Annotated in this window: 27 protein-coding genes; 8 read left to right on the top strand and 19 right to left on the bottom strand. The window is 34.4% G+C overall.

The genetic code is table 11. From position 1 onward, the window contains the following. Positions 1 to 15: 15 nt before the first annotated feature. Complete coding sequence (locus tag CSUIS19073_RS00365) at positions 16 to 1,263, top strand: ArsS family sensor histidine kinase (protein ID WP_086236589.1); 1,248 nt, start codon at positions 16 to 18, stop codon at positions 1,261 to 1,263. Here the strand turns inward: CSUIS19073_RS00365 and CSUIS19073_RS00360 are convergent. The 4 genes from CSUIS19073_RS00360 to CSUIS19073_RS00345 are packed head-to-tail and all read right to left on the bottom strand — an operon-like array spanning position 1,234 to position 6,903. Beyond that, complete coding sequence (locus CSUIS19073_RS00360) at positions 1,234 to 2,490, bottom strand: ComEC/Rec2 family competence protein (RefSeq protein WP_086236588.1); 1,257 nt, start codon at positions 2,488 to 2,490, stop codon at positions 1,234 to 1,236. The two genes, CSUIS19073_RS00365 and CSUIS19073_RS00360, sit on opposite strands and share 30 nt — an antisense overlap. Then, complete coding sequence (locus tag CSUIS19073_RS00355) at positions 2,491 to 3,786, bottom strand: TolC family protein (protein ID WP_086236587.1); 1,296 nt, start codon at positions 3,784 to 3,786, stop codon at positions 2,491 to 2,493. 1 nt (position 3,787) lies between these two features. Beyond that, positions 3,788 to 5,713, bottom strand: coding sequence for a MacB family efflux pump subunit (locus CSUIS19073_RS00350; RefSeq protein WP_086242066.1), 1,926 nt, complete (start codon positions 5,711 to 5,713; stop codon positions 3,788 to 3,790). Next, positions 5,713 to 6,903, bottom strand: coding sequence for an efflux RND transporter periplasmic adaptor subunit (locus tag CSUIS19073_RS00345; protein ID WP_086242065.1), 1,191 nt, complete (start codon positions 6,901 to 6,903; stop codon positions 5,713 to 5,715). The genes CSUIS19073_RS00350 and CSUIS19073_RS00345 overlap by 1 nt, the downstream gene beginning before the upstream one ends. Before the next feature lie 135 nt (positions 6,904 to 7,038). Between CSUIS19073_RS00345 and glmU the strand changes: the two genes are divergently transcribed. Genes glmU through truA form a run of 7 tightly spaced genes read left to right on the top strand, consistent with a single transcriptional unit; the run spans position 7,039 to position 13,340 of the window. Next, complete coding sequence (gene glmU / locus CSUIS19073_RS00340) at positions 7,039 to 8,343, top strand: bifunctional UDP-N-acetylglucosamine diphosphorylase/glucosamine-1-phosphate N-acetyltransferase GlmU (protein WP_086242064.1); 1,305 nt, start codon at positions 7,039 to 7,041, stop codon at positions 8,341 to 8,343. Continuing rightward, positions 8,333 to 9,493: a bifunctional phosphopantothenoylcysteine decarboxylase/phosphopantothenate--cysteine ligase CoaBC gene (gene coaBC / locus CSUIS19073_RS00335; protein WP_086236583.1), complete on the top strand. Its 1,161-nt coding sequence runs from the start codon at positions 8,333 to 8,335 to the stop codon at positions 9,491 to 9,493. The genes glmU and coaBC overlap by 11 nt, the downstream gene beginning before the upstream one ends. Continuing rightward, a complete protein-coding gene (locus CSUIS19073_RS00330; protein ID WP_086236582.1) occupies positions 9,490 to 10,161 on the top strand; it encodes a hypothetical protein in 672 nt (223 codons plus the stop codon). The genes coaBC and CSUIS19073_RS00330 overlap by 4 nt, the downstream gene beginning before the upstream one ends. Beyond that, on the top strand, positions 10,158 to 10,835 hold the full coding sequence (gene uppS, locus CSUIS19073_RS00325) for a polyprenyl diphosphate synthase (protein WP_086236581.1): 678 nt from the start codon (positions 10,158 to 10,160) through the stop codon (positions 10,833 to 10,835). The genes CSUIS19073_RS00330 and uppS overlap by 4 nt, the downstream gene beginning before the upstream one ends. Then, complete coding sequence (locus CSUIS19073_RS00320; RefSeq protein ID WP_086236580.1) at positions 10,835 to 11,557, top strand: prepilin peptidase; 723 nt, start codon at positions 10,835 to 10,837, stop codon at positions 11,555 to 11,557. Before uppS ends, CSUIS19073_RS00320 begins: the two co-directional genes overlap by 1 nt. Further along, a complete protein-coding gene (locus CSUIS19073_RS00315; RefSeq protein ID WP_086236579.1) occupies positions 11,554 to 12,579 on the top strand; it encodes an LptF/LptG family permease in 1,026 nt (341 codons plus the stop codon). The genes CSUIS19073_RS00320 and CSUIS19073_RS00315 overlap by 4 nt, the downstream gene beginning before the upstream one ends. Next, positions 12,579 to 13,340 carry a tRNA pseudouridine(38-40) synthase TruA gene (truA, locus tag CSUIS19073_RS00310; protein ID WP_086236578.1) on the top strand — a complete coding sequence of 254 codons (762 nt, stop codon included), beginning with the start codon at positions 12,579 to 12,581 and terminating at the stop codon, positions 13,338 to 13,340. Before CSUIS19073_RS00315 ends, truA begins: the two co-directional genes overlap by 1 nt. A 2-nt stretch (positions 13,341 to 13,342) precedes the next feature. Here the strand turns inward: truA and CSUIS19073_RS00305 are convergent, their stop codons facing one another. The 15 genes from CSUIS19073_RS00305 to folD form a co-directional block, all read right to left on the bottom strand. Continuing rightward, entirely contained in the window at positions 13,343 to 13,681 is a 339-nt protein-coding gene (locus tag CSUIS19073_RS00305; protein ID WP_086236577.1) for a chaperone NapD, read from the bottom strand. Next, positions 13,678 to 14,577, bottom strand: coding sequence for a hypothetical protein (locus CSUIS19073_RS00300; RefSeq protein WP_086236576.1), 900 nt, complete (start codon positions 14,575 to 14,577; stop codon positions 13,678 to 13,680). Before CSUIS19073_RS00300 ends, CSUIS19073_RS00305 begins: the two co-directional genes overlap by 4 nt. Continuing rightward, entirely contained in the window at positions 14,574 to 15,038 is a 465-nt protein-coding gene (locus CSUIS19073_RS00295) for a 4Fe-4S ferredoxin (RefSeq protein ID WP_086236575.1), read from the bottom strand. The genes CSUIS19073_RS00300 and CSUIS19073_RS00295 overlap by 4 nt, the downstream gene beginning before the upstream one ends. Beyond that, positions 15,035 to 15,571 carry a nitrate reductase cytochrome c-type subunit gene (locus tag CSUIS19073_RS00290; RefSeq protein ID WP_180379352.1) on the bottom strand — a complete coding sequence of 179 codons (537 nt, stop codon included), beginning with the start codon at positions 15,569 to 15,571 and terminating at the stop codon, positions 15,035 to 15,037. Before CSUIS19073_RS00290 ends, CSUIS19073_RS00295 begins: the two co-directional genes overlap by 4 nt. Further along, entirely contained in the window at positions 15,568 to 16,353 is a 786-nt protein-coding gene (gene napH / locus CSUIS19073_RS00285; protein ID WP_086236574.1) for a quinol dehydrogenase ferredoxin subunit NapH, read from the bottom strand. Before napH ends, CSUIS19073_RS00290 begins: the two co-directional genes overlap by 4 nt. After that, positions 16,350 to 17,102 carry a ferredoxin-type protein NapG gene (gene napG / locus CSUIS19073_RS00280; RefSeq protein WP_086236573.1) on the bottom strand — a complete coding sequence of 251 codons (753 nt, stop codon included), beginning with the start codon at positions 17,100 to 17,102 and terminating at the stop codon, positions 16,350 to 16,352. The genes napH and napG overlap by 4 nt, the downstream gene beginning before the upstream one ends. Before the next feature lie 2 nt (positions 17,103 to 17,104). Further along, positions 17,105 to 19,882 carry a periplasmic nitrate reductase subunit alpha gene (napA, locus tag CSUIS19073_RS00275; protein ID WP_086242063.1) on the bottom strand — a complete coding sequence of 926 codons (2,778 nt, stop codon included), beginning with the start codon at positions 19,880 to 19,882 and terminating at the stop codon, positions 17,105 to 17,107. 417 nt (positions 19,883 to 20,299) lie between these two features. Next, the gene (ychF, locus tag CSUIS19073_RS00270) at positions 20,300 to 21,403 is read right to left on the bottom strand and encodes a redox-regulated ATPase YchF (protein ID WP_086242062.1); all 1,104 of its coding nucleotides are present in this window, start codon (positions 21,401 to 21,403) and stop codon (positions 20,300 to 20,302) included. Continuing rightward, positions 21,403 to 22,875, bottom strand: coding sequence for a leucyl aminopeptidase (locus CSUIS19073_RS00265; RefSeq protein WP_086242061.1), 1,473 nt, complete (start codon positions 22,873 to 22,875; stop codon positions 21,403 to 21,405). The genes ychF and CSUIS19073_RS00265 overlap by 1 nt, the downstream gene beginning before the upstream one ends. Continuing rightward, positions 22,865 to 23,470, bottom strand: coding sequence for a DedA family protein (locus CSUIS19073_RS00260; protein ID WP_086242060.1), 606 nt, complete (start codon positions 23,468 to 23,470; stop codon positions 22,865 to 22,867). Before CSUIS19073_RS00260 ends, CSUIS19073_RS00265 begins: the two co-directional genes overlap by 11 nt. A 3-nt stretch (positions 23,471 to 23,473) precedes the next feature. Next, positions 23,474 to 24,013 carry an adenine phosphoribosyltransferase gene (locus CSUIS19073_RS00255; RefSeq protein ID WP_086236568.1) on the bottom strand — a complete coding sequence of 180 codons (540 nt, stop codon included), beginning with the start codon at positions 24,011 to 24,013 and terminating at the stop codon, positions 23,474 to 23,476. Positions 24,014 to 24,034: 21 nt separating this feature from the next. Next, entirely contained in the window at positions 24,035 to 24,367 is a 333-nt protein-coding gene (locus tag CSUIS19073_RS00250) for a hypothetical protein (RefSeq protein WP_086236567.1), read from the bottom strand. Then, a complete protein-coding gene (rpiB, locus tag CSUIS19073_RS00245; RefSeq protein WP_086236566.1) occupies positions 24,358 to 24,807 on the bottom strand; it encodes a ribose 5-phosphate isomerase B in 450 nt (149 codons plus the stop codon). Before rpiB ends, CSUIS19073_RS00250 begins: the two co-directional genes overlap by 10 nt. Positions 24,808 to 24,865: 58 nt before the next feature. Further along, positions 24,866 to 25,699 carry a signal peptidase I gene (gene lepB / locus CSUIS19073_RS00240; protein ID WP_086242059.1) on the bottom strand — a complete coding sequence of 278 codons (834 nt, stop codon included), beginning with the start codon at positions 25,697 to 25,699 and terminating at the stop codon, positions 24,866 to 24,868. A gap of 3 nt (positions 25,700 to 25,702) precedes the next feature. Beyond that, on the bottom strand, positions 25,703 to 26,554 hold the full coding sequence (gene folD, locus CSUIS19073_RS00235) for a bifunctional methylenetetrahydrofolate dehydrogenase/methenyltetrahydrofolate cyclohydrolase FolD (RefSeq protein ID WP_086236564.1): 852 nt from the start codon (positions 26,552 to 26,554) through the stop codon (positions 25,703 to 25,705). Positions 26,555 to 26,556: the final 2 nt, after the last annotated feature.

Raw genomic sequence — 26,556 nt, 5'->3', positions numbered from 1 at the left:
TTAAAGAGTGCTTAAATGCGATTTTCATCTATTTTTTATACTATTACTTTGATTTTTACACTTGGAATTGGAGCTATTGGTATAGCCTTTTTATGGCTTATAGAGTATGATAAAGCCAACTATGCAAGAGAGCTAAACACTAAATACTCCATCGTAGCTAGGGCAACCTTACTCTATCTAAATGAGATAATCACTCAAGATGAGTATAAAGAGCAACTATCAAATTTATATATGCCACCAGTAATTAATGAGGATAAAAAAGAGAAAATCATAAAAGAGGCCGCTACATTAGAGGAGATCTCTACTGAGCTAGGCGTGAGTGCTATATTGTTTCATCAAAAGAAAAACTATCTTAAAATCACCAAAGATGATGAAACTCTACTACTTATTGATACAGCCTATCAATCTTATAGATATATAATAATACAGATTATCTTTGCTTTTGTAGCGGGGATTATACTGCTTACATATATATTCATTATAAGAAAGATTATGCCACTTGGTAAGCTAAAGCGTGAAATTGATAAATTTGCTCAAGGCGACTTAGAGATTAAAAATGTCGCCACTGGAAATGATGAGATTAGCCAGGTTGCAAGTGCGTTTTATGAAGCTGTAAGCCAGATTAAAAATTTAAATAAAAGTCGCCAACTATTCCTTCGTAATATCATGCACGAGCTAAAAACTCCAATCACAAAAGGCAGGATTACTGCTGAGATGATAGAGAAAAATAAAAATCAAGAGCGATTAATCGATGTCTTTGAGCGACTTGAGAGTTTGATAAATGAATTTGCTGCTGTAGAGAGAGCTACTTCTAGGCTTGTTGGGGAGTTAAAGCCGTGTAAGGTGCGAGATGTCATAGATGAGGCTATAGATATCGCTATGGCTGATAGCTCAAATGTCAAGGTAGAAGCCATAGATGATACTACTATAAAAGCTGATTTTAAGCTTTTAGCCATTGCGTGTAAGAATATGATTGATAATGCCTTAAAATACTCTGATGATAAATCTCTTAAAATTATAATTTCAAATAATGAGATAATATTCTCATCTAAAGGTGCTGCTTTAGAGAATGATTTGAAATATTATATAGAGCCATTCACACAAGGCTCAAACGCCAAAAAGAGCTTTGGCTTGGGATTATATATAGTATATAATATCTTAGAAGCTCATAAATTAAAACTACTATATAATCACCAAAATGGGGTAAATAACTTTATCTTTAGCCTTAATAAATCAAATCAAGGCAAAAATATAGACAAATAGCCCAAGTAGTGCTAACAATATCATTATCTGCTTTTTATATATCGCTAGTAAAGCAAGGATATTATATGCGATGAACTGCCATAAATCCACATTTGCCCTACCCTGCGATGGTGCAAACTCTATAAATTTTAAAACCCACTCATCAAAAATCCCACCACACCCAATAAGATGTAAAAATAGGCTAAGCGGATAGAATATTATAAAAACATATGCCAAAGGAATAACGCTAAGCTGATACCAACTCACAGTTGGAAAAAAGTAATAAACAGGAATATTCATCGCTAAAAACACAAATATCTCTAAAGCCAAAGTATGAATAAAAATACGCTTATAGCTACTTAAATCTTCTTTATTTCCAAAATGATAAATATATAAAAATATAAAATAAACCCCAAAACATGAGAAATAAAAACCTATAGAAAAAAGTAGCTCAACGCTAAAAGCAAGCCCGATTAAAATAGATAAAATCAAATTTCCAAAGCTAAATACCTTTAATCCACGACTAAGCAGCAAAAACCCAACCACCCCCATAATATATGAGCGTAAAAAACTAGGCGTAAAATCCAAAATATATAGATAAAATCCCATTAAAATAAACAAAATTAAGCTGATATAAAATCTCAAATTTATATATGGAAAGTAGCGATCTTGTAGCGGTTTGATCGTAAAATTTGATATAAAAAATATAAAAATAAATATAACACTAAGATGAAATCCGCTAATTGCAATAATATGCGCAATCCCCCAGTTAGTTACATTTTGGCGTAGCTCCTTACTCATCGGCGTTGCTAAATATAACGCACTATATAGTTCTTGAATTTTAGTGCTTGTGTGCTGGTTTATGATACTCTCTTTTAATCTATTAGTAAGGCTCTTTGGCTCATCAAAATCACTAATCTTAAAGCTAGGTAAGAAAAATCTAGAGGTTATATAATCTTTAAATTTAAGATTTTTAGTTATCACTCCTACTTCACAGCTACTACATTTTGGTAAATCTTTTGATCTAGTGTAGAATATAAATTTATCACTTTTAAACTGAAGTATATAATAATCCCCACTTTTACCCTGCCTTTTATCACTAAATAGCAAACTAGCTTTGATAAAACTATATGGCGAAGATCTGAATTTCTCATAATTTCTAAACTCCAAATAGAAATTTAGAGCAAAAATCACCATACAAATAGCTACAAATAGACTAAATTGCCTAAAATTAGCAAAGAGATTCATCTACTTTGCAATAGCTTTATAGTAGCTAAGCTCATCATTTAAAAGCTCAAATTTTTGATTAATTAGTGAAATTTGAGTTGAGATCAAACTATCTTGAGCCTCAAGTAGATCTTTTAGCTCCGCACTCCCTTCATCATATTTGCTCTTATAAATTTCTACAATCTTAGCTTGATCGTTTCTCATCACTATTAAATTCTCATATGTTTTACTATCAGTTTGATAGAAATTTATATACTTTATCACCTCATTTATAGCATTTTTTAGCGTCTGTTCGTAGCTTAATCTAAGCTTATTAAACTCAAGCTCACTAATTTTAATATATTTTTTTAGCTTATAATAGTCTAAAAATGGCAAACTAAAGCTTAAAACCCCACCAAATTGATTAAAATCAAAGCTATTTTTAAATTTACTATCCCCATCACTCAAGCTCGCCCCAAGCGAAAATGTAGGCAAAAGATCCTTTTGACTTAGTCTATATTGATAAAAGCTTGAGTTTAGATTCGCAATTGCTTCACTTATATCTGGGCGATTTGATAGCTCACCTATATCAAACCCTCCAATCCCTACAAATCCAACTTCGCTTAAGCTAAGCTCATCAAATCTCATATCACTTCTTGTAAGATTTTTCAAGCTCTCATAATTTAGCTCTAAAGATCTTTGGGTTGATTGAATTTGATTTTGGATTCTTAATATATTTTGTGAGCTTTGCTTAATGGATAAAAACTCCTCTTTACCATTTTCATACTTAATTCTCACAAGCTCATCAAGCATCTTTGCATTATCTAAATTTTGGTTTAAACTACGCAAAGAGTCATTAAGATATAAGATATTAAAATATATATTTGCTACTTGATTTATGATAGTTAGCCTTAAATTCTCTAGCGTTGATCTACTAGCAACCCATAGCCACTCTTTAGATTTATATTTATCATAAATTTTACCGAATATATCAAGCTCATAGCTAATATTAAATTTAGAGTTAAACCCACTACTAAACCCATCACTCCTACTAATATCCCTACTAGAGTTTGCCCTAATCTCTCCACCAAATGATGGGATATATCCATCGCTTGCTACATTTGCATTTAGCATAGCTATCTCTAAATTTAAAGCCGCCTTGCTAAGATCTTCGCTATTTTTCATAGCCAAATCAATAAGCTCATTTAATGTAGTTTGATTAAAGTCCTTATACCAACTCGGAGTATAAAACTCAACTTCTTTTATCTCATAATCTAGCTTTTTACTAGCACATCCGCTAATTATAAAAGCGATAAAAATAGCAATCACATATCTCATATCAATCCCTTAATAACGCATCAATTGGATTTAGCTTAGAGGCATTTTGAGCTGGAATATAGCCAAAAATTATCCCTATAAGGCTAGAAACCACAATAGCTATAATAATTGAAGCAACGCTAAATATCATACTAAATTCAGTGCTTATGCTATTTACAATGGCGCCAACCAAATACGCCACTGCTACTCCAATCACACCACCAATAGCGCATAGTAGTATTGCTTCGATTAAAAATTGTAGCAATATATCTCTACTTTTTGCCCCTATAGCCATACGAATTCCAATCTCCTTAGTCCGCTCAAAAACACTCACAAGCATAATATTCATCACACCAATACCGCCAACCATTAGCGATATAAACGCCACCCCAGAGATCAAAAGCCCCATTGTATTTACCGTGCTTTGGACGGTTTGCCTAATGGTATCTGAATTTATGGTAAAAAAATCTTTCTCTCCCCTAATGGAGCTCATAGCTTCTATTAAGCCACTTTCAGCAACTTGAGTATTTACCTTTTCATTGATTTTAACAACTATAGAGCGGATCTTTTGCTGACCAGTAAGCTTATTGGCTACTGTTGTATATGGCAGATACACTGTGATATTATCCGCACCAAATGAGCCTGGATCTTTATATCCTACTCCTATTATAGTAAATGGCTGTTTATTAAATATAATTGTCTTGCCAATAGGATCAACCCCATCAAATAGCTCCTTTTGAGCTAAATTATCAATGATAATATTTGAGCGAGAAAATATCAAATCATCAAGCTCAAAATCCCTACCACTTATAATACTAACACCAGATACGCTAAGCAAATTCTCACTACCACTTCTTAGGCTAGCGTCTATATTTTTACTGCCATATGTCAAAAGTCCAGAGCTATTAATCCTAGGCGTAGCATAATCTACAAAGCTTAACCCCTCAAGCATTTTATAGCTTTCTATGCTAAAATCCTTAAGCTTCTTAGCATTTCTATCACCAAAATTTTTGCCTAAATTCATAGTAATAGTATTTGTCCCCATGCTATTTATACTAGCTAGAATTTTCTGCTCACTCCCTTTGGCTAAGGCCACCACGCAAATTACTGATGCGATACCAATTATAATGCCAAGCATAGTCAAAAATGATCTAAGCTTATGAGCTTTAATAGCTGATACGCTCATTATAAAGCTCTCTATCAACCGATCTTTAAAGGCTTGGAAATTTGACTCTATAGATATATTTTTAGATCTATTTTCATAGATCTCATCGCTTTTTATCTCATCTTTTATTATATTACCATCTTTAATCTCTATAATGCGATTTGCCCAGCTAGCTATATCCTTATCATGCGTTACTATTATGATGGTGTGCCCATCTTTATGAAGGTCTTTTAAAATTTGCATTACCATCAATCCACTAGCGCTATCAAGTGCTCCAGTAGGCTCATCACAAAGCAAAATTTCCCCACCATTCATAAGCGCTCTAGCTATGCTTACTCTTTGCTGCTGACCGCCACTTAGGTAGTTTGGCATAGTATCTATTTTGGTCTCTAAGCCTAGCTTTGCTAATAGCTCTTTGGCTCTATTTAATCTATCTTTTTTTTGCATACCAGCATAAATTCCAGGCAAGGCTACATTGCTTTTAGTATCATTAGAGCTAAGTAGATTATAACGCTGAAAGATAAAGCCAAATTTCTTTAACCTAAGATAAGATAGCTCATCTTTATTAAATTTACTTATATCTTTACCATCAAGCTCATAGCTTCCGCTAGTTGCGGTATCAAGGCAACCTAAGATATTCATAAGTGTGCTTTTACCGCTACCAGATTGCCCTATAATAGCTACGAATTCACCCTTTTTAATCTCTAAATCTATCCCCTTTAATACCTCAGTTTGAGTATTGCCAATCTTAAAAGATTTGCGAATATTACTTAGTCTAATCATCATAATCTCATCATCGGTTTTCTTTGGCCGCTAGTCATATTTTTCATACTATCTGAATTTAGATGAAAATATATAACCTCATCGCCCTCATTTAATCCATTTAATATCTGAGTATTTATCCCATTTGTTATACCAGTTTTTATAGGTTTTTGCTCTATCTTATCGCCATTTTTGATATAGACAAATTTCCCATTTTTATCTGATTTTATCGCCATTGTAGGAAGATATAAAACATCTTTATTTTCAGCGATTATTATTCTATTTTCTGTTGTCATTCCAATACGCAAAATCTCATCGCTATTATCTACATTGACCTTAGCGTAATAATATACTGCCGAGCTTGATGCCGAACTTGATGTCGAGCTGGTAGTGGAGTATTTACCATCACTTAGCGTAGTAAGACCTGGGTCAATTGAGCTAATTTCCGCACTATATTTTTTAAAATTATTTGAAAGAATCGAGTATTCTACCCTATTTCCTACCTTTATATTTGGCACATCGCCCTCACTAACTTGTAATCTTATCTCCATTTTAGTTAAATCAGCGATATTCACTAAAGTTGGAGTCGTTTGATTAGCATTAATAGTCTGACCTACCTCCACAGGCACAGATACCACAACCCCATCAAAAGGCGCTCTAATATCAGTATAGCCTAAATTTGTCCTAGCAGTATCAATCTCAATTCCAGTTTGCTTAATCTGAGCTTCAATCTCCTTTAAACTAGCCAATTTTAAGCTATAAGTATCTTTAGCGTTTTCTAAGCTTTGTTGGCTTGTGGCATTTTGCTTAGCTAGTTTTTCCTCCCTTTTATACTGCTTTAATGCAATATCAACTGAAATTTTAGCCGAATTTAATTTAGCTTCTAAAATCTCTAAAGCCGCTAGTTGCTGATCTAGTGTGTTTTGCTGTTTTATGCTATCTATTTGAGCTATTTTATCTCCAGCTTTTACCCTATCTCCTACCTTTACATATAGCTCTTTTATCTGACCGCTTACTTGAGCACCTACATCAACTAAATTACGAGAAAAAACCTCACCCACAGCATCTACGCTTTGAATTATATCACCTCGCTTTACAATCGTTGTTATATACTCATCTTTTGGTGCTTCATCTCTTAAGCCCCACCACAAAATAGCTCCACTAGCTACGATAACACTAGAAATAATTAAAATTTTCTTGGATATTTTCATCTTCTACCTTGATTATTTTTAGCAAAATTGTAAATAATTTATGTAAATTTATTGTTAAGTCCATAAATCAAATTTAATCAATTTTAACCATATTTTAGATACAATATTGCCAAATTTAACCCCAAAGAAAAGAGCATGAAAAATATATCAATCATCATATTAGCAGCTGGTAATGGCACAAGAATGAAATCGCCAAAATCCAAAGTTCTCCACACTCTAAGCGGCAGATCTATGATTAGCCATATAATAGAAAAATCACTTCAAATCTCTGATGATATATCTGTGGTTTTAGGGTATCAATTTGATGAAGTTAGCCAAGCTATAAATAGCGAATTTAGCAGTATCAATATCGCAAGACAAGATATTAAGAGTTATCCTGGCACGGCTGGGGCTGTTATGGCAGCAAAGCCAAAATTTGATAAAACATTAATAATTTGCGCTGATATGCCGCTAGTAAAAGTAGAAGAGCTAAGATCAATAGCTCAAGCAAATAGCGATATAACCATAGCCACATTTGAGTCCAAAGATCCATTTGGCTATGGTAGAGTAATAAAAGATGGCAATCAAGTAGTAAAGATTGTAGAGCAAAAAGACGCTACTCCAGCCCAAAAAGATATAAATTTATGTAACGCTGGGGCTTACTGCTTTAATACAGATCTATTAAAATCAATTCTACCACAAATAAACAACCAAAACGCAAGCAATGAATACTACCTAACTGACGCTATAGAAATAGCTATAAAAGATGGTAAAAGCGTTGGTTATGTCTTGGTTAATGAGCAAAATTTCATGGGGATAAATGATAAACTAGCCTTAAGCAAGGCTGAAATTTTAATGCAAAATGAGATTAAATCAAATTTGATGAAAAATGGGGTTATAATTAGGCTACCTGATAGTGTATTTATAGATAGTAGAGCCAAATTTGAAGGTGAGTGTGAGATAGAGAGTGGATGTGTGATTAAGGGAGATTGCCTTATTAAAAACTCAATTATCAAAAGTGGCTCAGTAGTAGAGTATAGCACAATAATAGATAGCGACATTGGTCCAATGGCACATTTAAGACCAAAAAGCTATATAAAATCCACTCATATTGGTAACTTTGTAGAGCTTAAAAACGCAAATTTAGATGGGGTCAAGGCGGGGCATTTAAGCTATTTAGGAGATTGTCAGATTAATGAAGGCACAAATGTAGGGTGTGGCACCATAACTTGTAATTACGATGGCAAAAGCAAAAATAAAACCATAATAGGCAAAAATGTATTTATCGGTAGCGATACCCAGCTCATAGCACCGCTAAATATCGCCGATGATACGATAATAGCAGCCGGTTCTAGCGTAACAAAAGATAGCCAAAAAGGTGATTTGATAATTGCTAGAGCCAAACAGAGTAATAAAAGCGGATTTTTCTATAAATTTTTTGGTATAAAAGATGAAAAATAGAGATATTCTCTTGGCCGTTTGTGGTAGTATCAGCTTTTATAAGGCTTATGAAATTTTAAGTCTACTTAAAAACAATGGAGCAAATGTGCGTGTTTTGCTAAGTGATGGAGCGCTTAAATTTACCACCCCAATAGGCTTTGAAGCACTTAGTAATGGCGTTTTAAGCTCACTTAATGAGAGCTGGGTGGGTGGACTGGATCACATAAGCTTTAGCAAAAATGATCTAATCATCATCGCACCAGCCACCGCTAATAGCATTAATAAAATCGCACTTGGGATTGCTGATAATATATTTTTACAAACCATATTAGCCGCATCTTGCCCCAAAATAATCGCTCCAGCGGCTAATCATAATATGCTACAAAATCCAGCGACAACTAGAAATTTAGAGCTTTTAAAAGATGATGGCTTTATAATAATTGAGCCAATTGCTAAGACTTTAGCTTGTTTGGATTATGGAAAAGGCGGATTAAATGAGCCTTGGATCATTGTAGAGACTGCTAAAAGGGTATTAAATCAAGATAAATTCTATCAAGGCAAAAAGGTGATAATCACAGGAGGACCTACAATAGAGAAGATTGATGACGCAAGAGCAATTACCAATCACTCAAGCGGCAAAATGGCAAAGGCCTTAGCTGATAGCTTCTATTACGCTGGTGCAGATGTAGTATTTATAAGCTCGGTTGATTTTGATACCCCGTATGAGACTATTAAATTTAAAAGCTCAAATGAACTTTTAAATGCGTTAAATTCTCAAAAAGTTACCCAAAATGATATTTTAGTAATGTGTGCGGCAGTTAGTGATTTTATCTGTCTTAATCCCAAAGATGGAAAGATTAAAAAAGATCAAATGGGCGATAAAATCGAGCTAAAACTAAATATTGATATATTGAAAAATTTAAATCTAAAGTGCAAAAAAATCGGCTTTAAAATGGAGATGGACGCACAAAATGCTCTAAATAACGCTAAAAATATGCTAATAGATAAAAATCTTGATGCTGTGTGCTTAAATATCTTAAACGATGAGATTAAATTTGGCTCTATTAAGACGCAAATAAGCTTTATAACCAAAGACTCAATCACGCAAACCGATTTAGCCCCAAAAGAGCTAATCGCATCGCAAATTACAAAATTGGTGAAAAATCTATGATAAATAGAGTAAATCAAATTCAATCAGCAAAGATTGCAAATAATATCCCAACGATGATAAATTCGAGTTTGCCTGTGATAATCAAAGTTTTAGAGCAAACTAGATTTAATCGCTATAATATCAAATTTGGCACTAAAACCATAAGCACTACAAGCTATACAGATCTAGAAGTTGGTAGTGAATATTACGCAAATATCGGTTCTCAAAGCGGCGGAGTGATAAGTATAAATTCCCTAACTAAAAGGAGCATTATAGAGCCAGTTTTAGATGGTGGAGCAAATCTGATAGAGATGGTAGCAAACTCTCAAAATCTCTCATGGCTCATCTCGCACATTAAAAATAAAATGGCAAATCCAGTATCAAAGGATGAATTTAGCATATATGCAGATATGATTATGGCGTTAAATGAAAATATACTTCATATACCATTTTACTATGATAATCGCTCTGCTCTACTTCAAATTCAGCTTAATAAAAATCCTAAAATTTACCTTCTATTTTCGATATTTGCACCATTAATCATCTCTATAAAAGATGGGAAATTTAACCTAATTAGCTCACAATACCCAAGCCTTGGCAAAGCCCTAGCTAGTGAATTAAAGTGCGAATTTGAGATTAAAGCTGTAGCTCCGCTATGGCAAAAAGCAACTATAAAGGCAACCATATGAATACCCTAAATCACCTAGCTATCATTATGGATGGCAATGGCAGATGGGCAAAAAGTCGCACTCTAGTAAGAACTGATGGACACAAAAAAGGTGCCGATGTAGTAGAAAATATAGCTATTTACTGTGCTAAAAATGGGATTAAAAATCTCACGCTTTATGCCTTTAGCACAGAAAACTGGAAACGGCCAAAAAGCGAGGTTGATTTTTTACTAAATTTGCTTTTAAAATTTATTAAGCTTAAGGAGAATTTGTTTTTAGAAAATAGCATTAGATTTCACACTATTGGGGATTTAAGCCCATTTAGCAATGAGCTAAAAGATGCTATAACTAATCTTAAAAACAAAACCAAAGATAATGATAGATTAAATTTAATCCTAGCTATAAACTATGGAAGTCAAAATGAGATTGTAAGAGCTGTAAATTTAGCTCTTGCTAGTGGGATTAAGATCAACGAACAAAGCATATCAAATCACCTTGATAGCGCTGGTTTTGGAGATGTGGATCTGATGATTAGAACAGGCGGAGAGCAAAGACTTAGCAACTTTTTATTATGGCAATCAAGCTACGCTGAGTTAGCCTTTACACCAACTCTTTGGCCAGATTTTACTAGTCAAGAGCTTGATAAAATCATCGCCAAATTTAGATCTACGCATCGTAAATTTGGGGCAATTTAATGCTATTTATATTTTTTATTTTTGGTCTATGTCTTGGCTCATTTGCTATGGTTTTGATAGAACGCTTACCAAATTCACAAGATATTATCTTTACTCGTAGTCGCTGCCCTAAATGCCATAAAAAATTAAATTTCTACGAGCTCATTCCATTAATCTCATATCTAGCCCTAAAAAGAGAGTGTAAAAGCTGTAAATTCCAAATCCCAGCCATCTATCCTATATCTGAGCTTTTAATTGGGATTTTAGCTATTTTGGCATATTTTATTCAGCCAAATTTAATTTTAGCTGTAATTTTAGTGATAATATTTACCATTTTTTACGCTCTTAGCGTGATTGATTTTAGGCTAAAGGCTGTGCCAAACTCGCTTCTAATGAGCGGATATTTTTTAGCTATAATTTACGCTTTTATGAGCGATATTGATAATGCTTTAAACTCGCTTATTATCATTGGTTTTATGATAATCTTAAAAAGCACACTAATGCTACTGCGTAAAAATGCCATAGAGCCAATGGGCGATGCTGATAGCATATTTATTGGGTCTATGGTGGCTATTTTGGGGCTTAAATGGGGATTTATAGCTTTATTTATAGGTGCTATAATCCAGCTTATAATTCACTTAATTAAAAAAAGTAGCCAAATAGCCTTTATCCCAGCACTATTTGCGAGTTTTATTATTGTTTTAATAAGCAAATTTAATAATATAAATTTAGGATTAATATGAATAGAGTAAATAGATATCTTTTTAGTAGCTTTTTATCTACATTTGCTTCGCTTTTTGCGACGCTATTTTTGATAGTTTCGATTGTATTTTTTATTCAAATTGCTAGAATTACTAGCTATATTGATATTAATTTTTTAGAACTTATCAATCTATATCTATTTATGCTTCCAGAAATTTTGCTATTTACCGTGCCTATTGGGTTTTTTGTCTCTTTGGCTATGAGCTTTTTTAGACTATCAAGAGAGAATGAAAGTATCGTGATATTCACCTTAGGATATAGCCCAAAGGATATAGCTAAATTTTTCCTAAAAATCTCAACCATAGTCTCGATAATTTTGCTATTTATAACTCTTGTCGCTATGCCTACGGCACTAAATTTATATAGTAGCTTTGTATCTTATAAAAAAACTAAACTAAGCTTAAATATCAAACCAAGCGAATTTGGACAAAGATTTGGCTCTTGGATGATATTTATAGATAGACAAAATATCGATGAAAATCTATCAAGATATGAAAATATCGTTCTTTATAATAATAGTATAGATGATGAGAGATTTATAACAGCAAGTAGCGGAGATATCACAAATGAAGATGCTAGGCTAAATTTAATCTTAAAAGATGGCTATATCTATGATATTAAAAGTAATAAATGGAATGTATCAAAGTATGATACGCTCACAATCCGCTCAAATATACAAGATAAATATGGAGATAATTTTAGTATAATTAAATATTGGCAGCAAGTAAATAGCGACCCAAAAGTAGCCAAAAAACTGACAATTTATACTCTAATAGCCCTATTTCCACTAGCTAGTGTGCTATTTGCCCTAAGCTTTGGTATAGTGACATATAGGTATGAAAAGGGGATTATTTATATAGGTATTTTTGCTGTTTTAGCGGCGTATTTTACCGCAATTTTGCTAATGTCGCAATATCCATTTTACGCAATTCCACTTATATTTACAACTACGATTTTAGCTAGTATAGCTACTTTTAAACATAAAGTTATAAAAAAATACTAATGAAAATCGCTCTAAAATATAGCTATAATGGCTCTAAATTCAGCGGCTTACAAACCCAGCCAAATATGCAAGCTGTAGAAGATGCGTTCAATGAGGCATTAAATCATGTAGGAATTTACGAGCCTATACTATCTGGTTCAAGGACTGATAAGGGTGTGCACTCATCAAATCAAATTTCAACCGTTCATTGTGGGGATTTTTGGGATTTAGATAGATTAAAAGAGCAGATTAATCGCCATCTTAGTCCATATATATCGCTTAAGGATATATATATTGTAGATGAGGATTTTCACCCTAGATTTAGTGCAGTGGCTAGGGAGTATAGATATATCATCTACCACGGCAAAAAGTCGCCATTTTTAAGCGATTTTGTATATTTTTATCCAAATTTAAATTTACAAAGGCTAAATCTAGCGCTATCTTACTTCATTGGCATACAAGATTTTAAGCCATTTTATAAGGTCGGAAGTGGCGAAAAATCCACAATTAGAGAGATTTATAAAGCCTATGCGTATCAAATTTACAAAACCCCACTAAGTCTAAAAAGGCGTAGCCTTAATCCAAATTTAACCATTATCAAATTCAAAGCCAACGGATTTTTAAGAGCACAAATCAGACTAATGGTAGCAAACGCCTTAAAAGCCGCAAATAGCGATATGGAACTGGCCAAATTTGATAAGCTTTATAAATCTCAAAAGCCACTTACCAAAATACCAGCCCCACCAAATGGACTATATCTAAAAAAGATATTTTTTAGATAAATTTATATATTTGGATTGCCATTATATTTTATATCTTTAGGATCCATTTCGTCTATTTTACGGACAATCTCGCCTATATCATTTGAATTGGCTTTAGAGATGTCGCTATCTAAATCTTGATAGCTATATATCATTGCTACACTGCTTACCCCATCTATACTCTCTAAAGCTCTAAACGCAGCTAACTCACTATCTAAATTATCACTCTCTATCAAAGCTACTATCTTATCGCCCTCTTTAACAGCTATTTCGCAATTTGAAATTTTAGCCACCTTACTAACTACTTTATCGCAAATTTCAGCACTCATCAAATTTATAACCACACTTGAGATATTATTCATTCCACACTCCAAAAATATATCTTATTATCATAGCTTGAGCCTATTAAATACTCACTACTAAATATTAGATTATTTAGTGAAGCACCATTATACTCAATATCCTTTACTATCTTACCGCTTTTATCTATAATTTTTATCATATTTTCTGTGCTAAATGCGGCATTATTGCTATTTACACCTACGCAATATACTAAAAATTTAGCATCATAATAAAACTCTTTTGAGCCATTATTAAAATATGCTTTTTTATCTGCTGAGCCACTTATTAATAGCTTTTCATTTAATCCTACGCTATAAATCGTATCTTTTTGAGCGTTTATCTGCTTTATAAGTTTTTTAAGCTTAGTATCAAAATAAAAAATCACACCACCTTCAATCCCAGTAGCTAAAATTCCACTTTTTCTATCATAAGCTGCGTCCCCTGTGCTAGATGTGCTAAGCTTGGTATTAAAAACAACCTTACCATCTTTAAAATCATAATACTCCACTTCGCTACTTAAAGTTACAAATATTATATGATTACTATCTAGCAAAAATATCTTTTTTACCCCATCAGTTGGCATTTTAAAGCTTTTTAAATTTCCATTTTGTATAATCCCAAGGGATTTAGCACCATTATCACTCTCATATAAAATCGCTATAATATCGCCCAATTTATCAATACTAAAAATCTTTGGAGCGACATCATTATCAAAATAATTTGAGAATTTTGGTAGATCTATTATCTTATTTAACTCTTTGCTTTTTATATCATAATTATATAATTCGCCATTATCAAGTCCTATTAACAAGCTATTATTATCAAGCTTTATACTTACAGAATTTGCAGGTAACTTCAGCTCAAAATCAGCCCACAAAAATGCAATACTCATAAATAAAACTACAAAAAATCTCATAAATTTCCCTTTACAATAACAGAGTTATTTACACACACGCTTACGCACTCACTACACCCTACACACTTATCATTAATAGTAGGTCTAAACATACCTAGATACTCAATTGCCCTAAATTTACAAATATCCAAGCAGTTGTAGCATATAACCTCATTCCACGCTAGACAAGTAGCACTATTTATCTGCACATTAGCATTAACCACCGCAGGATTACTTAAATTTAAAACACTCTTACCAGCAGACTCACACGCCACAGCACACTCTTTACAAAAATCACAACCAAGCTTATCAGGGATAAATTTAATCCTACCACCATCAAACTCAAGAAGTTCTCTATGGCAACTACTAACACAAGGATAGTGGCAATCTACGCAGTCAAATTCACCACTAAAGTATGGTGGCGGGATTATTCTAGGCTCTCTTTGCCTAAATTTAGCAAAGAGATTTTGCCTATCTATCATTTAATACCTTGATTTAAAACATCAACAAGATTAGATGTTCTATTGCTCTCTGTGTTTCTAAAATCAGCCTTAAAGTTATTTTTCACTAGCGGTTCAGCATTTGCTTGAGGGACATGGCATTGGACGCAGTTAAATCTCTCTGTATTTATCTCTTTTGTCTTTTTGCCAGTTGATAGATACATATAGTGGCTTTGTGGAGCTGGGATAGTCCCCATCTCTTTAGCTACCTCTATAGTATGACAAGTCAAACACGCATTTGATTCTAAAGTAATAGGCAATAAACCATCTAAGCTATGTGGAATAAGCGGTGGAGCATTCTCATAGCTTCTTTCAAATACCTCATTACTACCTGGCAAATCACCCTTCCAAGTAATCAATGGATTTTTTACATTTGCTTCATCTTTAAGCTCTACATTTCTAAGACCAATTTGTGTATCTTCTACTGCTGAGTTTTGTGCGGTGCTTAGATTACAAGCTGCTAAAACTAGTGCCGCAGTCGCACTAAGTAAAATATTTTGCAAACCCTTTTTCATTCTTCTCTCCTAAATTTTAATATGCTAAAATTAAGCGCATCATCATTGCAAGCCTCAACACAACGCCCACAACTTATACACTCGCTTCTTATATTTTTACTCTCTTTGCCTATTATGTCTAAAACTTGTATCTCAGGACAAACGGCTTTACACTTATTACAATGGGTGCAATTTTTGCTATTATGATATATGCGTATTAAGCTATATCTACTAATCAACGCCCAAAAAGCCCCCAAAGGACATATATGGCCACATATCAAACGCTTAGCGACAAAAGCCTCAATACAGATAATTATAATAGCTATACTAATTGCTGAACCACTAAGATATACAACACCTCTAGTAAATGCCCCAATATAGCTTACACTCTCAAAAGCCGCTATACTAAAAGCGAAGCTAAACACCAAGCTAAGCGCAAATAGATAATATCTTGAATTTGAACTTATATTAACTAGATTTTTGCCTATTTTTAGCTTAGTTCTTATATAAGCACCAAGATCTGTTAAGATATTAATAGGACAAACCCAAGAGCAAAACGCCCTAGGTGCTATAAGAGCGTAGAAAATAACCACAATCAAAGCTCCAACCACACTAGCACTACCTATACTAAATCCAGCCAAAAATAGCTGAAGCAATGCATATGGATCGCTAAGACCTATTACACCAAATAGCTCTGAGCTACTTAAATTTCCCTTTAGGATATTAACGCCATATATATTACCAGCTATAAATAATCCTAAAATGGCTAATTGAACTACTCTTCTAGCAATTGTGAATTTCATAGCTCATCTCCGTTTAGATATTTCATGCCCTTTTTGCTATCTAGATGCATTTTAGTATCTGCATCTTTTAGCTTTGCATCATCACCTTCTACCCAGCCTTTTACATAGTTATCGCCAACTTTACCAATAACCATATCTCTTGGAAGCACGGTTATAGCGGCTTTATCTGTTATACAAGCTATTTCACACTTACCACATCCAGTGCAGTAATCGCTATCTACTATTGGTAGTAAAAAAGCGTGTTTGCCTGTCCTTTCATTGCGTTTATAATCTATCAATAAAGCCTTATCTATTAACGGACACGCACGATAACACGCATCACACTGAATTCCAAAATACGCTACACAGTTTTTCTCATCGACAACTGCTACACCCATTTTAGCCATATTAATATCTAAAGCTCCATCTTTTGTAACTAGCTTTGGATCTAGCGCCTCAGTTGGGCACTCAACCACACAAGGAATATCCTCACACATAAAGCAAGGTATATCTCTTGGAGTAAAAAATGGAGTTCCAATTCCAACTCCGCTATCTTTAAATTCAGCTAATTTTAGCGTATCAAAAGGACACGCCTCAACGCACAGCCCGCATCTAATGCAACGAGTTAAAAACTCATCTTCATCTAAAGCTGCAGGCGGACGCAGTTTAAGCACAGGCTTAGCATTTGCATACTCTTTATACACAAAAGAGCTTGCAGCCAAAAGTCCAACTAAACTAAAACCCGTCTTTATAGCATCTCGCCTTTGCATTTTTACGCCTTATAAACTTTTACAGCACATTTTTTAAAGTCTGTCTGTTTAGACAATGGACAAGTAGCATCTAGGCAAACTTTATTAATATACACATTCTCATCAAACCATGGCACATATACCAGTCCTACTGGTGGTTTATTTCTACCACGGAAATCCACTCTAGCTTTTACTTTACCACGGCGACTCTCTACCCATACAACATCGTTTTGAGCTACGCCAATTTTTTTACCATCTTCTTCATTCATATAGCAAAGTGCCTCTGGAACAGCACGGTATAACTCAGGAACACGCATAGTCATAGTGCCACTATGCCAGTGCTCTAGCACTCTACCAGTACATAGCCATAGTGGATACTCTTTGCTTGGAGTTTCTGGTGCGTCCATAAATGGTCTAAAGAATATTTTTGCTCTATTTTTTATAGAACTTTTTTCAGGGTTAGTAACCTTAGTCAAATCCCCACTTGGTAGAGCAGCACCTGCGTTGCCATAGAATGCAAAGTCACTATTTGGAGCTGCTTTTTTAGCATATACATCATATTTGGTATTAAATCTCCATTGTGTCTCTTTGCCATCTACAACTGGCCATCTTAGCCCTCTTACTTTGTGATATGTATCAAAATCTGCCAGGTCGTGACCATGACCTACACCAAATTTACGATACTCTTCCCAAAGATATTTTTGAACAAAGAAGCCATAGCCTTTAAATACTTCACCATCGCTACCAACTACATTTCTGCTATCGCCAAATACTTCAGTGTTATCAAAGCCATCTATAATAGCATCATTAGCACTAAATGATTTAGCCTTAGCATTAGCAAATAATACATCATATAAAGTTGATTCTGGAGTATAGCCAAATTTAGTAGCCTCATCTAAAACGCTTGGTAGAGTTAGCTTATCATCTACTTTTTTCTCACCCCAAACCTCTTTTAGTTTAAAGCGTTTGCTAAATTCCATCATCTGCCATGTATCGCTCATAGCCTCGCCTACTGGAAGGACTTGTTGTCTCCAGTGTTGAGTTCTACGCTCAGCATTACCATAAGCTCCCCATTTTTCATAAATCATAGCTGTTGGCAAGATAAGATCAGCTACTTTAGCACTAATGCCAGGGTATGGGTCGCTTACTACTATGAAGTTATCCATATCACGCGCTGCTTTAATCCAGTGATTAGCATTTGCTGTATTATGCCATGGGTTATTTACTTGTACCCATATAAATTTAATCTTGCCATCTTCAAGATCACGCATAATTTTCATATATGGAGCGCCTGGTTTTGGATTTAGAGTTTTAGCTGGAAGTTTCCAAATTTTCTCTGTAATCTCTCTATGTTTAGGGTTTGCAACCACCATATCTGCTGGTAAGCGATGTGAGAATGTTCCAACCTCTCTAGCTGTACCACAAGCACTTGGCTGACCTGTTAGCGAGAATGCTCCACTACCTGGTTTAGCCTGTTTGCCTAGTAAGAAATGCACCATATAGCTTTGCTCATTTACCCATGTACCACGAGTATGTTGATTCATACCCATCGTCCAAAAGCTCACTACTTTGCGTTTTTTATCTATATAGTAGTTTGCTAGAGTTTGAAGTTTTGTTTTAAATTCTTCTAAATCTTCATTATCATCGCCCTTAGCTAATTTTGCGACAAAATCAAGCGTATAAGGAGCTAAGGCTTTTTTAAACTCATCAAATGAAATTTGCCAGTGAGCATCTGGAGCGGCTGTGTGTTTATGCTCCATTGTATCTCCAGCTTTCATTCCTAGATATGCCAGTGTTACGCCTTCAGCTTCGGTTAATACTTTTGATTTCTCTTTTGCAGCAGTATCTAGCTCACTTGGTAGATATTTAGGATGATTAATATTTGCTCTCATACCATAACCGATATCAGCTGGACCAGTTGTAAATACGCAGTGCTCTTTTACAAATTTTTCATCAATTGCTTCTGGATGATTATATACAATCTCTCTAGCAATATAGTTCCATATAGCTAAGTCTGTTTGAGGTCTAAAGACAATCTCCATATCAGCAATATTTGATGTTCTATTTGAGAATGTAGATAGATTAATAATTTTTACATTATTTGGATTTTGAAGTTTTCTATCACTTACTCTAGCCCATAAAACTGGGTGCATCTCTGCCATATTAGCACCCCAGCAAACCACTGTATCAGTTAGCTCTATATCATCATAGCATCCAGCTGGCTCATCTATACCAAAAGTTTGCATAAAGCCCACAACCGCACTAGCCATACAATGTCTAGCATTTGGGTCAATATTATTTGAGCGGAAACCACCTTTGATTAGCTTAACAGCCGAATAACCCTCTTGAATAGTATATTGACCTGAGCCAAATACACCAATACCAGTTGGTCCAAGCTCGTTATAAGCTTTTTTAAATTGTTTTTCCATCTCATCAAATGCACGCTTCCAGCTAACTTCGACAAATTTACCCTTTTTGTCAAATTCGCCTTTAGAATTAACCCTTAAAAGTGGCTTAGTAATCCTATCTTCACCATACATAATCTTAGCATTAAAATAGCCTTTAATGCAGTTTAGACCACGATTTACTGGAGCTAGCGGATCACCTTTTACAGCAACTATCTTGCCATCTTTAGTAGCAACAACAATACCACAACCAGTACCGCAAAATCTACACACTGATTTATCCCAACGCCAATTTTGATCTTTATTAGCAGCACCTAATGAGCTAGGCGCACTAAGACCAGCAGCCGAACAAGCAGCCGCAATGGCTGAGCTCTTAATAAAATCTCGTCTATCCATATCTAACCTTTCTGAAATAATGTAGAATTGGCGTTATTATATACATTTATTCATATTTTGCGACTTAAATTTATTTTATTTATATTATTATTTATATTATAGATTTTAGGGAAATTTAGAGTTTAATACTCTTAATATCTTTTTAATAGAATTTAAAATAATATGATAAAATCACTATTTAATCTATATAAATTTAAATTTAATAATTTTTATCCTAAAATATATTTGATATTTATTATCATATATATTGATTAAAATTAAAAAATTATATTTATTAAAATAAATAGTTTTTATATAGATATAAACAAAAATTGATTAATTTATAATATTTATAAAATGATTTTTTAAATTTAGTTTAATATTTCTTATTTATATAAGAATTATCCCAAATTCATTTCAAATTTAGGATAAATAGAGTTATACATTAAATCTAAAGTGGATTACATCGCCATCATTTACGATATAATCCTTACCTTCTAATCTCATCTTACCAGCTTCTTTAGCCTTAGCTTCGCCACCACAAGCGATATAATCATCATAGCTAATTATCTCAGCTCTGATAAATCCACGCTCAAAATCATTATGAATTACACTAGCTGCCTTTGGAGCTTTCCACCCTTTAGAGATTGTCCAAGCCCTTACTTCTACAACTCCAGCTGTAAAATAACTAATAAGCCCAAGCTTCGCAAATGCCGTTCGTATAATACTCTCTAGCCCACTCTCATTTACTCCTAAGCTCTCTAGCATCTCTTTGGCTTCATCATCATCAAGCCCTATTAGCTCCTCTTCTATCTTCGCACAAAGCTTGATAACTTCAGCTCCACGCTCTTTGGCATACTCTTTTACACTTTTTACATACTCATTATCGATTGAGATCTCATCTTCATTCACATTAGCACCATATATTACCTCTTTGGCTGAAAGAAGTCTAAGCTCTTTATTTAAAGCGGTAAAAACATCGCTATGAAACTCACTAAAAGTAGCCGCACTCTTACCGCTATCAAGATGAGTAGCTAAAGCTTTAGCGCACTCTAGACTCTCTTTAGCCCCTTTTACATTTGCCTTAGCTTCTTTGGTTAATCTATCTATCTTTTTAGCAAGTTGCTCTATATCAGCTAAAATAAGCTCTGTTTCTATAATCTCAATATCTCTAATTGGATCTACGCTATTTTCTACATGGGTAACATTAGAATCATCAAAGCACCTTACAATGTGTAAAATCACCTCAGTCTCTCTAATATTTGAAAGAAATTTATTCCCAAGACCTTCACCCTTACTAGCACCCTTTACAAGACCTGCTATATCGACAAATTCAATCACAGAGTGCTGAATTTTATTTGGTTTGACAATCTTAGCTAACTCATCAAGTCTAGGATCTGGGACTGGGACTATAGCTTTATTTGGCTCAATCGTGCAAAATGGATAGTTAGCGGCCTCAGCATTACTAGCCTTTGTAAGTGCGTTAAATGTAGTAGATTTACCTACATTTGGCAAACCTACAATACCTACTGATAAGCCCATTATTTCTCACCTTTTTGATAATTTCTAGCTAGTTTTTGTAAGTAGTATAAACACGCTCTAACTCCAGCGCCACTTGCCCCAGATGGATTGTAACCCCAAGCCTTATTCACATAAGCAGGTCCGGCAATATCAAGATGAAGCCACCTATGTTTATACTCATCTTTTATAAATTTATCTAAAAATATACCAGCCGTAATAGCCCCACCATATCTACTTGAAGAGGTGTTTGAAATATCAGCTATATCGCTTTTAATCAGCTCTTTTAGCTCTTCATTAAATTCCAAAATAGTCAAATACTCGCCACTTCTACTAGCATAATTTTTAAACTCACTTTGTAATTCATAGCTATTGCCCATAACTCCACTTGTATATTCTCCAAGACCTACAACACAAGCACCAGTAAGTGTCGCCATATCGATAAGAAGCTCTGGGTCAAGCTCACTTTGCGCCCAATCCAAGCAATCAGCTAAAACTAATCTACCCTCCGCATCTGTATTTTTAACCTCAACACTTACCCCACTTCTAGTAATTAGCACATCATCAGGCTTATAGGCATTTCCACCAATCATATTCTCAGTAGCCCCCAAAACTGCGTGAATTTCAAATGGCAACTCCATCTTAGCCGCACCCATTATAATACCCATCGCAGCCGCTGCGCCACTTTTATCGCTCTTCATAGTTAGCATATAATCAGCTGGTTTTAAGCTTAATCCACCACTATCATATGTAAGGCCTTTACCGACAAATACAACTCTTTTAATACTTTGTTGCTTTGGCGTATATTTTAGATGGATTAGGCGTGGCGGGTGGATAGAGGCTCTATTAACAGCTAAAAAGGCGTTCATATTTTGGCTTTTTAAGTAGTTTTCATCATGTATAACGCACTCTATATTAGCGTAGCTTAGGCTTAGATTTTTAGCATCTTCAGCCATCTTTTGCGGTGTGTAAATCTCTGGAATTTCATTTACAATATCTCTTGAGTAATTGACAGCTTCAGCTATGATATGAGCATGATCAATGCCAATTTGTGCTTCATCTATAGCGATTTTTTTGCTATTGTAATCCTCAGTTGAGATTAGAATTTTCTCTATTTTGCTATCTTTTTTTTCGCTTTTATAACGATCAAATTTATAATTAGCTAGTAAAAACCCTTCAGCAATAGCCTCAAAGCTCATCTTAACGCACTCACCACTATAACTAGCAATTTTTACGCTTTTAATATTTAACTCTTTAATAGCGTTAAATGCCTTAGCGCTTGCTAGCCTAAGAGAGTTTAAATCAAGATTTTTAACACCTACATAAATTCGTCTTTTATTAGGCAAATTTAAAACGCCATCACCCTTATAAGAGTAAAAATCAAACTCACCCAAATCACCTACAAATCTATGGCTTAAATTCTTATCAACAACAAAAATCACCTCATAATCAGCCTGAATATCGGCTAATTTTTTATCTACTAATTCAACAAACATTTCGTCTATTTTTCCTTTCATTTAATATTCTTTTTTCCATATATTTTAAACCAAAAAACAAAATGGCCAAAAACCCACCTATAATCGGCACGGCAAAATACCAATGAGACTCTGCCCACTCTATACCAGCCCATATAAGCTGACCAAAATGCCACGCCAAAAGTATGGTAATGGCCGCCCAAACCCAAGCACTAATTAAATTTATAAAAGCAAATTTTTTAGCACTATATCTAGTAATTCCTATACTCATTGGTATAATAGTGCGAAATCCATACATATATCTTTGAATAAAGATTATCGGCCAGCCAAATTTCTGAAGTAGTAGATGAGCCACTGCAAATTTACGCCTTTGTTTGACTAATTTTCTTTGGATATATTTTTTATTATAACGACCAATATAGAAGTAGATTTGATCCCCTACAAAGCCTCCTAGCCCAGCTACAAATATGATAAGAGCTAAATTCACATGCCCCTCATGAGCAAATATACCACCCAAAATAAGAGCCAACTCCCCTTCAGCAATACACCATAAAAATATTATAAGATATGCAAAATTTTTATACTCATATAGTAGATTTTTTAAAAACTCTTCCATACTCTAATCCTCTAATGCTACATAAATTGGCGCATAACCCTTAAGCTCTTTTAATCCACCAATCCCAATATCAATCACAAAAGCCATCTCAACTAAATTTGCCCCAAGCTTTAATATCAGCTCACAAGCTGCCTTAGCCGTGCCGCCGGTGGCGATTACATCATCTACTAATAACACATTTGCCCCTGGCTTAAAAGCATCAATATGCATCTCAAGCTTACTAGATCCATACTCTAGCAAATACTCTTGCGAAATAGTGGTATATGGGAGCTTACCTGATTTTCTAGCAGGGACAAATCCAACCCCAAGTCTATCAGCCAAAGCAGCACCAAAGATAAATCCACGGCTATCAATCCCTACAACATAATCCAAATTTCTATCTTTATATCTTTGATAGAGATGCTCCATCAAAAGATTAAACGCCTTTGAGTCCCTTAAAAGCGTAGTAATATCGCTAAATAACACTCCAGGCTTTGGAAAATCAGCGATCTTTCTAATGGTTGATTTTAAATACTCTTTTTGCTCTTGTGATAAACTATCCATACTTTTCCTTATTAAATTAATCTATAGTAGCGCTTCAATCTTGCCTTCAAGCTCTTTTATTCTAGCCCTTAATTTATCATTTTCAATTCTATATTGTGAATTTCTAGTCCTAAGACCAGTAACATCGCCTTTAATTTTATTTAATTCATCGGTTAATATATCTATATTTCCAAGACTTCTTTGGAGTTGAACTTGGAGTTTGCGAATGATTATCTCAGTATCATCTAAATTATTTTTGACAAAATCACGCATAGAACGCTCTTTTTTAAGCAAAGTTTTATAGTAAAATACCATAACAATCAAATATACACTACAACAGATAAAAAATGTATAAAAAATCCAATCTAAAAACATTGACACGCTCCTAGCTTTTCAACTCGTCTTTGATGCCTACCACCAATAAATTCAGTAGCAAAAAACACCTCCACCATATCTTTAATAACATCACTACCAACCACCCTAGCACCAAAGCATAATACATTTGCATCATTATGCTCTCTTGATAGCCTTGCTGTTGTGGCATTATGGCTTAATGCACATCGTATATGAGAAAAGCGATTTGCAGCTATGGAGATACCAATTCCACTACCACATATCAATACGCCAAACTCATCGCTACTTTTAATGCTACTAGCTACCAAGGTAGCAAAATCTGGATAATCAACGCTAATACTAGCACTATTGGTGCCTAGATCAACTACAGATAATCCCATATTTTCTAATATATTTTTTGTCTGCATTTTTGCTTCATATCCAGCGTGATCACTAGCTATATAAACCTTAGAAATATTCATCTAAACCTACTTTAATTAAAATTCCTTGATTATATCATATTAAATAATATAAATTTAACTATTTTGCCATATCCTCTAAGCTACTTGCTAAGCGACCTATGCGATCCCATCGGATTTTGTAGTTTTCATCATAGCTTAAATATACAAACCACGGCGTCCCAACTATATATTTATAAGGCACTGACCCCCAAAACCTACTATCACTGCTATTTTCTCTATTATCGCCTACCATAAAATACTCATTTTGTGGCACTCTAAAGTAGTATGCATTAAAATCTAACCCGCCAATTCTAGGTAGCTCTGGCACCATAATCTTACTCATAGCAAAATCCACCATACCAGCAATTGTGAATGTATCAGCTCTTAACCCACCATAATTATCTTTATCAGTGTTATTATCATAGTGAATTCCAGCCATCTTATATGGCTCTTTTATAAATTTCTTTCCGCTTAAAATCACGATATTAGCATCTTTAAATTCCCTTGCTATCTCATCATCTCCACCGCTTGGGCGCAGATACATAGCCCCAGGAGCGAATATCACCTCATCAAGCCCAGTGGCAAAATTACGCTTTACATAGTGAATTTTAGGATCTTTTGGATAGCGAAAAACCACTATATCTCCACGCTTTGGCCCATCACTAGCTATCAAATGGCCATCACCATCACTATCAGGAAGCACTGGAATTTCTATAAATGGAATATGTGGTGTTGGAATTCCATATGAGTATTTTTTAACAAAGAGATAATCTCCAACTAAAAGAGTATTTTTCATAGAGCCACTAGGTATTACAAAGGCTTGAGCTATAAAAAATATGATAAACAAAACTATAATTATAGTCCCCGTCCAACTACTACAAAAATCATAGAATTTAGAAAAAATTCTTCTCAAAGCTTAACCTTTTAATTTTCTATTTTTAGCAGATTTTAGCGTATTGCTAAGCAGCATTGCAATTGTCATAGGCCCCACTCCACCTGGCACAGGAGTTATCATAGAGGATTTTGTGGCTACGCTCTCATAATCACAATCACCAACTAACTTACCACTATCTAAGCGATTTATCCCCACATCAATGACTATAGCTCCATCTCTTATCATGTCAGCCTTTAAGAAATTTGGCTTGCCCACAGCCACCACTACTATATCAGCATCTTGGCAAACTTTTGCTAAATCTCTTGTCTTAGAGTGAGCTATAGTAACAGTAGCCCCAGCATTTAGTAGTAGTGCTGCCATTGGTTTGCCTACTATATTGCTCCTTCCTATAACCACAGCATTTTTACCACTTACTTCGATATTATAGGCTTTTAAAAGCTCCATTATCCCAAGTGGGGTACAAGGCACAAATCCATCAAGACCGCTATTTAGCTTGCCTACATTTATAGCATGAAATCCATCTACATCTTTATTTGGATCAATCGCTTCAAGAATTGAATTTGTATCTATATGCTTTGGAAGTGGTAATTGGACTAAAATTCCATCTATGCTATCATCAGCATTTAATAGCTCTATTAAAGCCAAAAGCTCACTTTGAGTAGTTGATGCAGGTAATTTATGAGCCACTGAACCCATATCACAAGCGATTGTTGCTTTCTCTTTACTAGCTACATATGTCTGACTAGCCTTATCATCGCCTACTAACACAACTGCTAAGGTTGGCGTAATTCCTTTGCTTTTTAAGGCTAAGGCTTCATCTTTTACCCTTTGCTTTACTCTATTGCTTATCTCTTTGCCATCAATTATCTGCATTT

This window comes from Campylobacter sp. RM19073 (assembly GCF_024723495.1).
GTDB lineage: Bacteria > Campylobacterota > Campylobacteria > Campylobacterales > Campylobacteraceae > Campylobacter > Campylobacter porcelli.
This window is presented reverse-complemented; position numbering and strand designations above follow the sequence as displayed.